This is a genomic window from Naumannella huperziae, from assembly GCF_054073625.1.
On record NZ_JBSXPH010000001.1, the window covers coordinates 595,525 to 609,193 of the forward strand.

The window sequence follows — 13,669 nt, forward strand, 5'->3', positions numbered from 1 at the left end:
GCTCGCCCTTGTTGTTCGTCGTGAATGTGTTCATCGTGAGTTTCCCGGGTACGCCGGGGGTCGCGGATCGGCCATCGTCGCCCGCAGCGCATCGAGGCCGGCGGGCCCCGGCTCGACGGCCTCCGCTGCGGCGACCGGGCGCCGGTACGGCTGTGGCGGCTGCGCGGCCAGCGGCAGGACGGCGTGCACGGCGAATCCGGCGCCCGCCCGCGGGCGGGCGACCAGCCGGCCGCCCATCGCATGCACCCGTTCGTGCATGCCCTGCAAGCCATGTCCCTGAAGATCATTTCCGGCGGCCGCGCCGTGTCCGTCGTCGATCACGCTCAGCTCGACGGCGTCGCTGTGATAGGTGACGATCACCTCCGCACGCGCCGCCGGTCCGCCGTGCTTCAACACATTGGTCACGGCCTCCTGGACCACGCGGTACGCCGTGAGCTGCAGCGCCCGGGAGGCGTAGCGCGGGGGCGTACCCTGCTCGTCGTAGCGGAACCGGTCGCCGGCCCGGGCGACCATCTCGCCGATCTCGGCCAGCGTCGGCGCCGGCAGATAGTCGGGCTGGTTGGCGGCCTCCGGCCCGTCCCGAAGCACGCCGACGATCCGGCGCATCTCGTCCAGGGCCTCCCGGGAGGTGTCGGCGATGGTGTTCAGCACGTCGGCGGCCTTGTCCGGCTTGCGTTCGGCCAGGGCGCGGCCGCCCTCGGCCTGGACCACGATCACCGACAGCGAGTGCGCGACGATGTCGTGCAGTTCGCGAGCGATCTGGTTGCGGGCATTCGCCTCGGCGGTCCGCGCGCGGTGCTCGCGCTCGGCCAGCGCGTGCCGCATCCGCTCCGCCTCGCTCGCCTGTCGCTCCTCGACCCGGGCGTCGCTGGCCCGCAGGAAGCGCGCGATCACATAGGGCGCGACGACCATCCCGGCACAGCCGAAGACGAGCACCAGGAAGATCGACAGCGACCAATCGGTGGCACCGCCCTGGACATACTCCGGCGACAGCATCCAGGCCATCGGCCCGAGCACCGCCCCGACCAGACCGGCCCCCACCGCGAGCCGGCTGTAGCGCGTGCTCCAGCGCCCGTAGTCGAAGATGATCAAGGGCACCATGGCGATCGCCGGCACCGGGGTGCGCAGGATCACCAGCAGCAGGCAGCCAGCGATGCCGATCGCCAGCATCAGCCCCGGATAGTGACGCCGCAGACCCCAGCCGCCGGTGACCAGCAACGACGCGAGGAACAAAGCGGCGTACCGCAACGAGTCCGGGCTGCGGGGCTGGTCGATGGCCAGCAGCGCCCACGGCACCGCCGTCACCAGCACGGCCATTCCGCTCAGGACGAGGCTCGGCCACCAGGCGGCCTGCTCGGAGCGATAGCCGGGCTCGACGATCCAGCGGACGGGATTCTTCATGACCGGACCAGCCTAGGAGAGCGGTCGGCGGTGTTCAGTAGGCCCGCGGTCTCGGCGGCGCCCGGCGCGGGCCAGACCGGGGTCCGGCGGGCCGGATCAGCCGAGCGCTGTGGCGAACTGTTGGGCATTGCCGACCAGCTCGTCCAGGGTCTGCCCGCGCCAGCCGAGCACGACCACGGTGGTCGAGCGGCGGGTGGCCGCGCAGACGTCGAGATTGCGCGACGGCTCGCGCGCGCACAGCCCGCCGCCGACCTCGCGGATCGCGGTGGCACCGAGCGAGTCGAGCACCGCTCGCGAATCGGTGGCCGGGCGGACCGCGCTGACCACGATGGACAGCTCGCCGTTGCGCAGGTAGCGGCCCGTGGTGACCTGCTGGGCGCCCTCGTCGGCGGTCGGGTCGGTGCTCGCGACATCGGACGGGTCGCGGACGAACTCGCCGAGCTCCTGTGGCAGCACGGGTGCGCCGACGGGCTCGGGCGACGCGGTCGGGACCGGCGTACCGGCCGGGCGAAGGCTGAGGAATCCGACGGTGGCAACCGCAAGCAGCAGCGCGAGCACCGCGGCGCCGGCGACGATGAAGGGCCAGCGCGCGTCGGGCGCGGGCTTGGGCAGCGCGCGCGGGCGGGCGGGGCGGTTCGTGGTGCTGCGGGTTGCGGTGTCACGGCGGGGTACGCCCGCTGCCCGCTTGCCCGGATCCTGCGACATTCCACTCCTGCCCTGCTGACCGACGGCGGCCCGCTGGCTCCGGGCCGACGGCAACTGTACGCGACGGGCTTGACCGGCGCCCCTCCTGTGCATACCGTGAGTATCGAATACCGGCGGTATCGAGTGTGAAGGCGGGACGAGATGGGCAACTCGGTCATGGGCGACACCGGCCGGCGGGCCGACCCGGTCGGCGCGCGGCCCCGCCGGGCGGACGTCCGGCAGCGGATCGTCGAGACGGCGGCGGCGCGCTTCGAAGAAGGCGGGTACGCCGCGACGACGCTGAACGACATCGCCGCCACGGCCGGCTTCACCAAGGGGGCCGTCTACTCCAACTTCGGCTCCAAGCCCGAGCTGCTGCTCGCCGTGTGGCGCGAGATCTTCGATGCCAGCGCCGGCTCGGCGCTCGGCACCGCCCGGCAGATCCTCGCCGACGGGGGCGGCGACGATCCGGCCCGGCTGGCCGCGGCGCTGGCCGCGCCGGTGCGCAACACCTCGGGCTGGCAGGCGATCCTGGCCGAGTTCCGCGCGCTGGCCCGGCGCGATCCCGCGATCGCGGAGCGGTACGCCGAGATCCGCCGCCAGCACGTCGACGACCTGACGGGCCTGCTCGGATCGCTGGGCCTGTTCGCCGGCGAGGCCGAGTGCCGGCATGCGGCGGTGGTGTTGATGGGACAGGTCTCGGCCTGCGCCCAGGAGTACGCCGCCGGCGCGATCACCGCCGACGAGGTCACCGCGACGCTGGAATGGCTGATCGGCAAGGTGCTGCGATGACCCGCCCGCCCGTGCTGACGGCGACCGCGCTGGTGGTCGCCGTCAACGACGCTGAATCCGAGCCCTTGGATCTGGCACTGGTTCGCCACACGCTGCTGCAGGCCCCGCCCGGTCCGGTGCGCTCGGCGCTGCTGCTTGCCTGCGCCGGCCGCTGGGCGGGGCCGCAGCGCGGTCAGGTGGAGCTGGCCGGGACCGAGGGCGAGCGGGCGCGGGTCCGGGCCCGTCGGCTCCGTGAGGAGACCGCGGTGGCCCGGATCCCCGGCCTGGTGGAGACCGAGCCGCGGTTGACCATCGCCGACGCCGTCGACGAGCGGGCCCTGTTCGAGGGGCTGTCGGTGCGCGCGGGCCGCCGGGCCTTCACCGAGCTGACCGAGCGGGCCGGGGTGGGCCTCGATGCCGGCACCCACATCGGCGCGCTGGCGCCCGCGGAGCGTACCTTCGTCGATCTTGCGCTCGGGCTGCTCCGGCCCGCCCGGGCGTTGATCACCGATGGACTCGGCGACGGCCTGGACGACCGGGGCCGGGCGTGGCTGCGCGACTGCGTACCGCCGATGCTCGGGCCGACGTTGTTGCTTGCCGGGGTGACCGACGCGAGCGTCGCGCCCGAGCAGGCGCACGTGATCCACAACGGGGTAGCACCGATCCGGCAGACCGGGAAGGAACGATGATGGCGAACGATGCTCGGCACATGGCCGAACGTGATCGTCAACGCGGCGGCGCGCTGCGGCTCGGCAGCTTCGAGCTGCGCCGCTTCCGCGGGCCGCTGCCGGTGATCGCGTTGATCTTCGTCGCGCTGGTTCCGCTGCTCTACGGCGCGATCTATCTGTCGGCGAACTGGGATCCCTACGGCAATCTCGATCGGCTGCCGGTCGCCGTGGTCAACGAGGACCGGCCCGTCGACTACAACGGCGAGACGATCGCCGCCGGCCGCGACTTCACCGACGGGCTGGTGGAGGACAACAACTTCGGCTGGCACGTGGTGGACCGCGCGGAGGCCCAGCGTGGCCTGCGCGAGGGCGACTACTACCTGACCGTGTTCGTGCCGGCCGACTTCTCCGAGTCCCTGATCAGCGGCGCGGGCGACGATCCGAGACGGGCGAACATCTTCCTCGAGCGCAATGACGCCAACGGATTCGTGATCGGGTCGATCACGGGCAAGGCGGAGGATTCGATCACCCAGGCCGTCGACCAGGCCGCCATCGAGAACTACTTCAAGGCCGTCTTCGCCAATCTGACCAAGATCAGATCCGGCATGTCCGATGCGAACGACGGCGCCGGCCAGCTCGCCGACGGGCTGGGTACCGCGGCCGACGGCTCGCGGCAGCTCGCGGACGGCGCGGGACAGGCCGCCGACGCGGGCGGCAAGCTCGCCGACGGCGCCGCCGCGCTGCACACCGGGACCGGCGAACTGGCCGACGGGTCGGCCCGGCTGGCCGAGGGCAGCGGCAAACTGCGCGCCGGCAGCGGTCGCCTCGCCAGCGGGACCCGAGAGCTGGCCGGCGGGCTCGGCAAGGCCGCCGACGGCGCGGACCAGCTCGCCGACGGCTCCCGGCAGGTCGCCGACGGCACCCAGCAGTTGAACGACCGGGTGCTGCCGCCGCTGGACGCGTTGCGCACGGTCCTGCCCGAACTGCGCTCGGATGCGCAGACGATCAGCGGCGACGCCGTCGAGGTCAGCGGCCGGCTGGCCGGGCGTACCGATTCGCTGGCAACCGACCTGGCGGGCATGGACGCCGACCTGAAGGCGCTGGCGGAGAAGAACCCCGAGCTGGGCGAGGACCCGGCCTACCGCCGCCTGTCCGATCGGGTCGACTCCGCCAGCGAGCGAGCCTCGGGCATCGCCGAGCGGGCCGACCGGATCGCCACGGGCGCCAAGTCCGTCGACGGCCGGATCCGCGCCAGCGACGGGCTGGAGGACAACCTCGGCGCCGCCCGCAACAACCTGGTCCGGCTGAACGACGGCGCGCAACAGGTCGCCGCCGGCAATGCGCGGCTCGCCGGATCGTTGCGCGACGCCGGCTCCGGCGCGGACCGGCTGGCCGCCGGCGCGGGCGAGCTGAACGATGGTGTGATCGCGCTGGACGACGGGGCATCGAGCCTCGCCGCCGGCGCGCGGCGGCTCGACGACGGGGCCGCCCAGCTCGACTCCGGGGCGGGCGAGCTGGCCGGCGGTCTGCGTACCCTCCGGAACAGCAGCGGCCGGCTCTCCGCCGGGATCGCCCAGCTCGACGACGGCGCGCAACGGCTGCACGACGGGCTGTCCCGGGGACTGGAGCGGCTGCCGGTGATCAGCGAGGCCCAGGCCGAGGAGGCGGCGCAGGTGCTGTCGGCGCCCGCCGATGTGCAGATGACCGTGGACAACCCCGCGGACTACTACGGCCGCGGGCTGGCGCCGATGTTCTTCTCGATCGCGTTGTGGGTGTTCGGGATCTCGGCGTTCCTGGTGATGCGGCCGATCGCGACCCGGACCCTGGCCGGCCGGGCGAACCCGGTCCGGCTGGCGCTCGGCGGATGGCTGCCCGTGGGCGCGGTCGCGGTCGTCGGCGGGCTTGCGATGATCGGGATCGTCTGGGCGACCATGGGCCTGGCCCCGGCGCATCCACTGGCGTTCGTGGGACTGACGCTGCTCGGTGCGGTCACGTTCAGCCTGCTGGCGAGCGCGCTCCGCCTGGCCTTGGGTACGCCGGGATCGGCCCTGTTGTTGATCACCCTGATCGTGCAACTGGCCGCGGCCGGCGGTACCTATCCGCCGGAGATCCTGCCCGCGTTCTTCCGGGCGTTGCACCCGCTGCTGCCGATGACCTACCTGATCGATGCGTACCGGATCGCGATCTCCGGCGGGCAACTCGACCGGCTGTGGCTCTGCGTGGGGGTGCTGGCGGGCTGGGCGCTGGCGGCCGGCGCGCTGGCGATCTGGACGGTCGCCCGGCGGCGCCGGTTCGGCCCGCGGGACCTCGCCCCGCCGATCCCGGCGCCCTGAGCGATCTCGCGGGGGGACGTGCCGCGCCGGGGCGGCCGCACCCGGGGGACCGACCGCCCGGCCGAGGGAACAATGCCGGCCGGGCGGCGGTTGTCACCGGCATAGAATCGACCGGTGCGACCCCGGTCGCCGCGAGCGGCCGGGGATTGCGAGGGCCGGGCAGGGCACGGATCGGCAGGGGACTGCCGGAGAGGACGACATGATCGAGATTCCCAGCGCCGAGGGTGCACCGGGCGCGGCCGACGAGCCGGACCGCGTGCGCGACCTCATCATCATCGGCAGCGGGCCGGCGGGCTACACCGCCGCGATCTATGCCGCGCGCGCCGAGTTGCGGCCGCTGGTGCTGGAGGGGGCGCTGGCCGCCGGAGGCGCCTTGATGACGACCACCGAGGTCGAGAACTATCCGGGCTTCGCCGAGGGCATCCAGGGCCCCGAGCTGATGGACCAGATGCGGGCGCAGGCCGAGCGGTTCGGCGCGGAGTTGATCACCGACGACGCCGTGTCGGTCGACCTGACCGGCGAGATCAAGAAGGTGACCGACGCGGCGGGGAACTCCTATGCCGCGCGCACGGTGATCCTGGCGATGGGCTCGGCGTACCGCAAGCTCGGCATCGAGCGCGAGGACGAGCTGTCCGGCAAGGGTGTCTCGTGGTGTGCCACCTGTGACGGATTCTTCTTCAAGGACAAGGATCTGGTGGTCGTCGGCGGCGGCGACTCGGCGATGGAGGAGGCGACGTTCCTGACCCGGTTCGCGAAGTCGCTGACCCTGGTCCACCGCCGCGACGAGCTGCGCGCGTCCAAGATCATGGCCAATCGCGCCAAGAACGATCCCAAGATCAGCTTCGCCCTGAACTCCGCCGTCAAGGATCTGCACGGCGACGCGTCGCTGGACAAGGTGACGCTGGTGGACACGGTGACCGGCGAGGAGCGCGATCTCGACGCGCAGGGGCTGTTCATCGCCATCGGCCACGACCCCCGCTCGGAGCTGGTCAAGGGGCAGGTGCACCTGGACGAGAACGGCTATGTCCTGGTCGAGGGCCGGACCACCCGGACCAACCTGCCCGGTGTGTTCGCCGCCGGGGACCTGGTCGACCACTCCTACCAGCAGGCGGTCACCGCGGCCGGCTCCGGCTGCGCCGCGGCCCTCGACGCCGAGCGCTACCTCGCCGACCTGGACGACATCGCGGCCGGGCAGGACGCCCCCGCCGCCGCCGACCGCGGCGTCCTGTCCGACAGCATCACCGCCTGAGCAGCCGCCGCGGCACGCCGGCCGGGGTCAGCTCATGAGAAATCCGGCGGTGTCGGCGGGGGCGCCTAGGCTGGTCGTCGAGACGGGGAGGACATCCGATGGGACTGCGTGAGGTCACCGACGCCACGTTCGAGGCGGAGGTGCTGGGTTCGGACCGGCCGGTGCTGGTCGACTACTGGGCCGACTGGTGTACGCCGTGCCGCCAGCTCGAGCCGATCATCGAGGAGCTCGAGGCGCGCTACGGCGACCGGATGGAGTTCGTCAAGATCGACACCGGGGAGAATCCGATCAGCGCCGCCGAGCAGCAGGTCCGCGGCCTGCCCACCGTGCAGATCTTCGCCGGCGGCGAGGCGGTCCGCACCTTCCAGGGCTCCAAGCCCAAGACCGTCCTTCGCGAGGCGATCGAGGCGCAGCTCTGCCCCTAGGCTTCGGGCATGGAGCTGGTCAGCGTCTTCCGGGTCATCGACCTGTTGGGCGTGCTCTGCAATGCCATCATCGGTGGCAGCATCGCCCGCACGCTGAAGTTCGATCCCGTCGGGTTCGCCGTCCTGGCGATCATGTCGGCACTGGCCGGCGGCATGCTCCGCGACATCCTGCTCGCCGCCGGGCCGCCCGTCGCGCTGATCGATCCGGCGTACCTGATCACCGCCCTCGCCGGCGCCGCGTTCGTCTTCGTCCTGCACGTCGAGGGTCGACCGTGGCGCTGGGCGCTCGCCGCGATGGATGCCGTCTGCCTCGGCGCGTGGGCCGCCACCGGCACCGTCAAGGCGCTCGGCCTGGGTCACGGCCCGCTGACCGCGATCATGCTCGGGTTGATCACCGCGGTGGGCGGCGGGATGCTCCGCGACATCGCGATCGGCCGGGTCCCCGCGATCTTCGGCGGCAATACCCTGTACGCCACCGCGGCCCTGCTGGCCTCCCTCGCCGTGCTGGCCACCCCCGCCGAGCTCCGCCCGACAGTGGGAATGATCATCGCCACGGTGGTCGGCGCCGCGATCACGCTGCTCGCCCGCTGGCGTCGCTGGCAGTTGCCGCAACCACCGGGGCTGACGGTCGAGCTGACCACCGACCAGGTCAGATCACTGGTACGCCGGGCGCAGCGCGACGAGCGGCGCCGCCTGCTCCGCCGCCGGCGGCCCGACGCCCGGTCGTGAGGCTCAGCCCACGGCGCCGGTGAACTGCACGGGATCGTTCACGTCGTCGCGGCGGTCGACGGCGACGGTGACATTGCCCAGCTCGCTCGCCGGAACGGCGAACGCGAAGGCTCCGGTCACGGTCTGCCCGGGCCCGACCGCACCCTCGAAGGAGTCGCCGACGGCGCCCTCGGAGTCGCCGACTAGCTGCGCGCCGACGTCGGCCTCGCCGTAATAGCCCTGGACGACCCAGTTGCTCAGGTTCACCGACCGGTTGCCGTCGTTGACCACCTCGATCACCGCGGTGACGATCTCGCCGTCGGTGCCCTCGGCCCCGGTCATCGACTCCGAGGCGGTGCCCGCGGTGATCGACGCCAACTGCAACTGGACCCCGTCCTCGTAGCGGGCCGCGTCCTCCAGCCCGAACTCGTCGCCGGCGGGGGGCTCGGTCGGTGGGGCGTAGCGGTCGGCGGGGTCGATGGTGGAGGTCGGCTCGGCCGATGTCGGCGCGGGGGTGGGGCGCTGCGGACCCGGCGGCGTACACGCGGTCACCGCGAGGACGCCGGCCGCCGCGACGGCCAGCCCGATGCGGACGCGAATCATCTGGTTCCTCCGGGCGATTCGGGTGCGGGGCGCGCGCAGTCTATCGGCCGGTACGCGAGGTCTCGGCCATCTGCCGCGTCGGCGCGGCAGCCGGCGAACTAGGCTGGGCGAGATGAAGAAGATCCTGATCCTGCTCACCGTTGTCGGCGCGGTACTCGCCGCCGTACTGCGCTGCCGTCAGATCCAGGAACAGCGCGAGGTCGAGGCCGAGATCTGGGCCGAGGCCACCGACCCGCTCTGACCGACGGGCGCTCAGGGGCGCCACTCGCCGTCCACGAGGGCGGCCACGTCATCGACCACGAGCGCGGCGCCAGCCTGGTTGAGTTCGGCGGCGGAGAATCCGCCGGTACGCACGGCCACGGCGTCGGCGCCGAGCCGGCCCGCCGACTCGATGTCCCAGACACTGTCGCCCACCACCACGGCCCGCCGGCCGCCCGCCCGCTCCAGCGCGACGCCCAGGATGTCGGGCTGCGGCTTGGACTCCTCGGCGTCCTCGGAGCTGGTGACGGCGGCGAAATCGTCGGCGTCGAGGCCGAGGGAGTCGATCGCGGCATCGGTGAAGCGCTTCTTCCCCGACGAGGCCAGCGCCACCCGCAGCCCCAGGCCGGCAAGGTGGCGGACCAGGTCCGCCGCGCGCGGTAGTGGGCGTACCTGCGGCAACAGGGCGGCATACTCGTCCTCCCACTCCGCGCGCAGCTCGTCGCCGAGGCGCCGCTCGACCTCGGCCCCGCACAGCTCCTCGACCAACCGGTCGCCGCCCATCCCGATCGCCCGGTGTACCCGCCACGACTCGGGCGCCAGCTCGTGTCGCGCGAAGGCGCGCTGCCAGGCCAGGGCGTGCAGGTAGGTGGAGTCGACCAGCGTGCCGTCGACATCCAGCAGGACCGTGTCGACCGATTCGGCAGGGGGCATGGCGCGTCCTCGCTCCCGGAGCGTAGTGTCGAGATATCGACTTCAACTTCTGCGTGGAGGATACTGAATGTCTGCACGTTTCGGCTACACGTTGATGACCGAGCAGGCCGGGCCGAAGCAGTTGATCACCGATGCAGTGGCTGCCGAGCGGGCCGGCTTCGACTTCGAGGTCTGCAGTGATCACTACTCGCCGTGGCTCGCCGAACAGGGGCACGCGCCGTTCGCCTGGAGCGTGCTCGGAGCGGTCGCCGACCGGACCGAGCGGGTGGAGTTGATCAGCTTCGTCACCTGCCCGACCATGCGTTATCACCCCGCGGTCGTCGCGCAACAGGCCGCCACGACCCAGTTGCTGGCCGACGGCCGATTCGTCCTCGGGCTCGGCAGCGGCGAGAACCTCAACGAGCATGTGATCGGACAGGGCTGGCCCGGCGTACCCGCCCGGCAGGAGATGCTGGTGGAGGCGCTGCACATCATCCGCGCGCTGCTCGACGGTGGCCTGGTCGACTTCGTCGGCGAGCACTTCCGGGTGGACGCCGCCCGGCTGTGGGACCGGCCGGCGGACGGCGTACCCATCGGCGTCGCGATCTCCGGGGAACTGGGCATCTCCTCGTTCGCGCCGCTGGCCGAGCACCTGATCGCCGTCGAGCCGAACGCCGAGTTGATCAAGCAGTGGAACGGTGTCGACGGCGCGCCGAAGATCGGGCAGCAGGCGCGGGCGATCGGCCAGTTGCCGGTCTGTTGGGACCCGGACGCCGACGCGGCGATCGCGCGCGCCCATGATCAGTTCCGCTGGTTCGCGGGCGGCTGGCCGGTGAACGCCGACCTGCGTACCCCGGCCGGCTTCGCGGCGGCGACCCGGCTCGTGACGCCGGAGGATGTGGCGGCGGCCATCCCGTGCGGCCCCGATCTGGACGCGATCGCCGAAGCCGTGCAGGGCTATCTCGATGCCGGATTCACCGATGTCGCGCTGATCCAGATCGGCGGCGGTACGCAGGAACGCTTCCTGACCGAGGCCGCGGGACCGCTGCTGGAGCGGTTGCGCAGGCTCTGATCGGGGTGCCCGGCGTCGGTGCCTGCGCGATGGCGGGACAATGCCCGGGTGAGGTATCCGGGCACTGACGACGACTCCGGGGTCCGGCTACGCCCGCTGGACCCGACCAAACCCCAGTTGGAGGTGGCCGCGCGGACGTTCTCGCTGCTCGCGGCGCCCGTGCGGCTGCACCTGGTCGCGCTGGCCGCCGAGGGTCGCTACGACGTGGGTACGCTCGCCGATCGGGTCGGGGTCAGCATCGCCACCGCGAGCCAGCACCTCAGCAAGCTGCGGCTGGCCGGCATCGTCAGCGCCAGCCGGGACGGCCGGCACCTGTTCTACGCCGTCGACGACCCGCACGTGCTGACGCTCGTCGCGCAGATCTTCGAACACATCGCCCCCGACGGGACCCTCGCGCCAGACCCGCCCCTCGCCGACAGCCCCGCCGGCAGCCTCCGCATCGCCGACGACGAGTAGGCCGGGATCCCTCGCGGGTGCCGGTTGGGCTCGGGGGTGCCGGTTGGGTTCATGGATGGGCGGGCGTACCTGGATCCGCGGGCTGAGTCGGCAGGTGCGGGCCGAGTATCGTTCGCGGGTGCCGGTTGGGTTCGCGGGTGCCGGTTGGGTTCGCGGGTGCCGGTTGGGTTCGCGGGTGCCGGTTGGGTTCGCGGGTGCCGGTTGGGCTCGCGGATGCCGGTTGAGTTCGCGGATGGCTGGGCAGGGGGGACGACCCTCAGCCGAGAAGTTCTCCGATCTCGCGGGCCGCGGCACGGCCGGCGCGATTGGCGCCGATGGTCGAGGCGCCGGTGCCGTAGCCGACCAGATGGACCCGGTGGTCGCGGGCCACCCGGGTGAGTCCCCGCCCGTCCATCGTGATGCCGCCGCCGGTCTCGCGCAGGTGCAGCGGGGCCAGATGATCCAGGCTCGCCCGGAAGCCGGTCGCCCAGATGATCGCATCCGCGCGGCAGGTACGCCCGTCCGCCCAGCGCACCCCCTCCGGCACCACACGCTCGAACATCGCCAGCCGCTCCAGCACACCCGACGCGATCCCCGCCCGCACGGCCGGCGTCAGCGGCAAACCGGTCACGCTGACCACCGAGCGCGGCGGCAGCCCGGCCCGGACCCGGTCGGCCACCATCGCCACCGCCGCCCGGCCCCGCTCCTCGCCGAACTCGCCCTCGGTGAAGATCGGCGGCCGCCGGGTCACCCAGCGCGTCGCCGCGGCCAACGGCGCGAGCTCCAGCAGATGCTGGACCGCGGAGATCCCGCCGCCGACCACGATCACCCGCAGCCCGGCGAATGCCTGTGGTCCCGGATAGTCGTGCGTGTGCAACTGCCATCCCGCGAACGACTCCCGGCCCGGCACGGCCGGCCAGAACGGCTTCCCCCAGGTGCCGGTGGCATTGGCCAGCGCCCGCGCCGACCACACCCGCCCGTCGTCCGCGACGGCTGCCAGCCGCCCATGATCATCGGCCACCCGGCGGATCGTCACCGGACGTTCGACCTTGATCGAGAACTCCTGCTCGTACGCCCCGAACCATGCCGGCACCGCCTCGCTCGCCGGCGCCACCGGATCGGCCGCCGGTGGCGTGGTGCCCGGCAACTCCCGGATCCCGTTCACGGTGGCCATGGTCAGCGTCGGCCAACGGTGCCGCCACGCCCCGCCCGGGCCCGCCTCCGCATCGACCACCGCGTGGCCGATGCCGCTTCGCTCCAGGTGGTACGCCACCGACAGCCCGGCCTGACCGGCACCGATCACCAGCACGTCGACCGACGCCATGATCAGCTCTTCTCCATGATCAATTGGGCTGGAAGCCGAGCGGCGACAGGCTGATGATCAACAGCCCGAAGACACCCAGCGCCAGCGCGGCGATCACCACGGCGTGCAACAACCAGTTCTGCCGCAGCACCGCGACGAACTCGCGAAGATACGCCGATGGCAGGAAATAGCGGGCGGTGGGCGCACCGACCGCGTGGGTGTCGATTCGCAGCCGCCGGGCCTGCAGCGCGGTGCGGAAGGCGTGGTAGTCATTGGTCACGACCACCATCGTCCCGCCGGGCCGCAGCTCATCGACCAGTCGCCGCGAGAAGATCAGATTCTGCTCCGTCGTCGCGGCCGCCGTCTCCGGCACCACATCGGTCGACGGTACGCCGTGCGCGACCAGGTAGTTGCCCATCGCCGCGCCCTCCGGCTCGGACTCGTCCGAGCCCTGCCCGCCCGACGGCACCAGCAACGGCGCCGGATGCCCGGCCCCGAGCTGGGCGCGATAGATCTGTTCCGCGCGCGCCAACCGGGCCGCCAGCAGCGGCGGCACCCGGCCGTTCACCACCCGCGAACCCAGCACCGCTATCGCGTCGATCTGCTTGCTGCGCAGGCTTCGCCGCGAATAGATGAACGAATAGGCCGCGAAGCAGACGAAGACGAAGGCCAGATAGCCGACCACGAGGATGATCAGGATTGCCAGGGCGGCCGTGATCGAACCCAGGGAGATCATGGCCAGGGTCACGCCGATCAGGACGAGCATCCCGACGCCGGTGACGAGCGACACCAGATTGCCCAGGGTCAGCCGCTCCTTGCGTACCATGATCAACCCGTTCACGATCAGGAACAGCGCGGCCGCGACCACCGCCACCGGTAGCACCAGGACGGCGGCCAGCACCAGCGCCGCAGCGACCTCGCTGGCGATCCCGACATCGCTGGAGGCGAGGGCGAGTACGCCGAACCCGGCCGCGAACACCGCGAACACCCCGATCCGGAGCTGCCGGGGGTCGACTCGCCACGACCAGATTGCGGCGATGGCGAAGGCCGCTGCGGGCACCCAGAACATGACACCCATCCTTGCAGGCGCCCGCCGAAGAACCGTCGGCCCGACGAACTAGGCTCC

The 13,669-nt window shown here is 72.3% G+C and carries 15 protein-coding genes; 9 read left to right on the plus strand and 6 right to left on the minus strand.

What is annotated here, in order from left to right:
• Positions 1–30: 30 nt before the first annotated feature.
• Both ACXDC7_RS02835 and ACXDC7_RS02840 read right to left on the minus strand, forming a co-directional pair.
• A complete protein-coding gene (locus tag ACXDC7_RS02835; RefSeq protein WP_179444916.1) occupies positions 31–1,401 on the minus strand; it encodes a sensor histidine kinase in 1,371 nt (456 codons plus the stop codon).
• 96 nt (positions 1,402–1,497) lie between these two features.
• Positions 1,498–2,106 carry a hypothetical protein gene (locus ACXDC7_RS02840; RefSeq protein WP_179444915.1) on the minus strand — a complete coding sequence of 203 codons (609 nt, stop codon included), beginning with the start codon at positions 2,104–2,106 and terminating at the stop codon, positions 1,498–1,500.
• Between the two features lie 141 nt (positions 2,107–2,247).
• On the opposite strand from ACXDC7_RS02840, the gene ACXDC7_RS02845 reads away from it, so the two are divergent.
• From ACXDC7_RS02845 to ACXDC7_RS02870, 6 genes are all read left to right on the plus strand, one after another.
• Positions 2,248–2,877 carry a TetR family transcriptional regulator gene (locus tag ACXDC7_RS02845; protein ID WP_179444914.1) on the plus strand — a complete coding sequence of 210 codons (630 nt, stop codon included), beginning with the start codon at positions 2,248–2,250 and terminating at the stop codon, positions 2,875–2,877.
• Positions 2,874–3,545: a hypothetical protein gene (locus ACXDC7_RS02850; RefSeq protein ID WP_179444913.1), complete on the plus strand. Its 672-nt coding sequence runs from the start codon at positions 2,874–2,876 to the stop codon at positions 3,543–3,545. Before ACXDC7_RS02845 ends, ACXDC7_RS02850 begins: the two co-directional genes overlap by 4 nt.
• A gap of 20 nt (positions 3,546–3,565) precedes the next feature.
• Positions 3,566–5,857 (plus strand): YhgE/Pip family protein, encoded by a 2,292-nt coding sequence (locus ACXDC7_RS02855; RefSeq protein ID WP_459221112.1) that lies wholly within the window; start codon positions 3,566–3,568, stop codon positions 5,855–5,857.
• A 199-nt stretch (positions 5,858–6,056) separates the two neighbouring features.
• Positions 6,057–7,106 (plus strand): thioredoxin-disulfide reductase, encoded by a 1,050-nt coding sequence (gene trxB / locus ACXDC7_RS02860; protein WP_179444911.1) that lies wholly within the window; start codon positions 6,057–6,059, stop codon positions 7,104–7,106.
• A 98-nt stretch (positions 7,107–7,204) separates the two neighbouring features.
• Entirely contained in the window at positions 7,205–7,531 is a 327-nt protein-coding gene (trxA, locus tag ACXDC7_RS02865) for a thioredoxin (protein WP_179444910.1), read from the plus strand.
• 9 nt (positions 7,532–7,540) lie between these two features.
• Positions 7,541–8,260 (plus strand): trimeric intracellular cation channel family protein, encoded by a 720-nt coding sequence (locus tag ACXDC7_RS02870; protein ID WP_179444909.1) that lies wholly within the window; start codon positions 7,541–7,543, stop codon positions 8,258–8,260.
• Between the two features lie 3 nt (positions 8,261–8,263).
• Here ACXDC7_RS02870 and ACXDC7_RS02875 read toward each other — a convergent pair whose 3' ends face one another.
• On the minus strand, positions 8,264–8,842 hold the full coding sequence (locus ACXDC7_RS02875) for a DUF4352 domain-containing protein (RefSeq protein ID WP_179444908.1): 579 nt from the start codon (positions 8,840–8,842) through the stop codon (positions 8,264–8,266).
• Between the two features lie 112 nt (positions 8,843–8,954).
• Here ACXDC7_RS02875 and ACXDC7_RS02880 point away from each other — a divergent pair, with 112 nt between their 5' ends.
• A complete protein-coding gene (locus ACXDC7_RS02880) occupies positions 8,955–9,083 on the plus strand; it encodes a DLW-39 family protein (protein WP_218843775.1) in 129 nt (42 codons plus the stop codon).
• Between the two features lie 11 nt (positions 9,084–9,094).
• On the opposite strand, the gene ACXDC7_RS02885 is transcribed toward ACXDC7_RS02880, so the two are convergent.
• Positions 9,095–9,754 carry an HAD family hydrolase gene (locus tag ACXDC7_RS02885; protein WP_179444907.1) on the minus strand — a complete coding sequence of 220 codons (660 nt, stop codon included), beginning with the start codon at positions 9,752–9,754 and terminating at the stop codon, positions 9,095–9,097.
• Positions 9,755–9,821: 67 nt separating this feature from the next.
• Here ACXDC7_RS02885 and ACXDC7_RS02890 point away from each other — a divergent pair, with 67 nt between their 5' ends.
• Together ACXDC7_RS02890 and ACXDC7_RS02895 are read left to right on the plus strand one after the other, a co-directional pair.
• Entirely contained in the window at positions 9,822–10,805 is a 984-nt protein-coding gene (locus ACXDC7_RS02890; RefSeq protein WP_459221113.1) for a TIGR03557 family F420-dependent LLM class oxidoreductase, read from the plus strand.
• A gap of 48 nt (positions 10,806–10,853) precedes the next feature.
• Positions 10,854–11,261: an ArsR/SmtB family transcription factor gene (locus ACXDC7_RS02895; RefSeq protein ID WP_459221114.1), complete on the plus strand. Its 408-nt coding sequence runs from the start codon at positions 10,854–10,856 to the stop codon at positions 11,259–11,261.
• 256 nt (positions 11,262–11,517) lie between these two features.
• Here the strand turns inward: ACXDC7_RS02895 and ACXDC7_RS02900 are convergent, their stop codons facing one another.
• Entirely contained in the window at positions 11,518–12,564 is a 1,047-nt protein-coding gene (locus ACXDC7_RS02900) for an NAD(P)-binding domain-containing protein (RefSeq protein ID WP_459221115.1), read from the minus strand.
• Between the two features lie 19 nt (positions 12,565–12,583).
• On the minus strand, positions 12,584–13,612 hold the full coding sequence (locus ACXDC7_RS02905; protein ID WP_179444903.1) for a YdcF family protein: 1,029 nt from the start codon (positions 13,610–13,612) through the stop codon (positions 12,584–12,586).
• Positions 13,613–13,669 lie beyond the last annotated feature (57 nt).

Bases quoted from the DNA above. Each gene is read 5' to 3' on its own strand.
- ACXDC7_RS02880 (WP_218843775.1), top strand. From the start codon at position 8,955: ATGAAGAAGATCCTGATCCTGCTCACCGTTGTCGGCGCGGTACTCGCC.
- ACXDC7_RS02850 (WP_179444913.1), top strand. From the start codon at position 2,874: ATGACCCGCCCGCCCGTGCTGACGGCGACCGCGCTGGTGGTCGCCGTC.
- ACXDC7_RS02855 (WP_459221112.1), top strand. From the start codon at position 3,566: ATGGCCGAACGTGATCGTCAACGCGGCGGCGCGCTGCGGCTCGGCAGC.
- ACXDC7_RS02875 (WP_179444908.1), bottom strand. From the start codon at position 8,842: ATGATTCGCGTCCGCATCGGGCTGGCCGTCGCGGCGGCCGGCGTCCTC.
- ACXDC7_RS02845 (WP_179444914.1), top strand. From the start codon at position 2,248: ATGGGCAACTCGGTCATGGGCGACACCGGCCGGCGGGCCGACCCGGTC.
- ACXDC7_RS02840 (WP_179444915.1), bottom strand. From the start codon at position 2,106: ATGTCGCAGGATCCGGGCAAGCGGGCAGCGGGCGTACCCCGCCGTGAC.
- ACXDC7_RS02900 (WP_459221115.1), bottom strand. From the start codon at position 12,564: ATGGCGTCGGTCGACGTGCTGGTGATCGGTGCCGGTCAGGCCGGGCTG.
- ACXDC7_RS02885 (WP_179444907.1), bottom strand. From the start codon at position 9,754: ATGCCCCCTGCCGAATCGGTCGACACGGTCCTGCTGGATGTCGACGGC.
- ACXDC7_RS02835 (WP_179444916.1), bottom strand. From the start codon at position 1,401: ATGAAGAATCCCGTCCGCTGGATCGTCGAGCCCGGCTATCGCTCCGAG.
- trxA (WP_179444910.1), top strand. From the start codon at position 7,205: ATGGGACTGCGTGAGGTCACCGACGCCACGTTCGAGGCGGAGGTGCTG.
- ACXDC7_RS02890 (WP_459221113.1), top strand. From the start codon at position 9,822: ATGTCTGCACGTTTCGGCTACACGTTGATGACCGAGCAGGCCGGGCCG.
- trxB (WP_179444911.1), top strand. From the start codon at position 6,057: ATGATCGAGATTCCCAGCGCCGAGGGTGCACCGGGCGCGGCCGACGAG.
- ACXDC7_RS02905 (WP_179444903.1), bottom strand. From the start codon at position 13,612: ATGTTCTGGGTGCCCGCAGCGGCCTTCGCCATCGCCGCAATCTGGTCG.
- ACXDC7_RS02870 (WP_179444909.1), top strand. From the start codon at position 7,541: ATGGAGCTGGTCAGCGTCTTCCGGGTCATCGACCTGTTGGGCGTGCTC.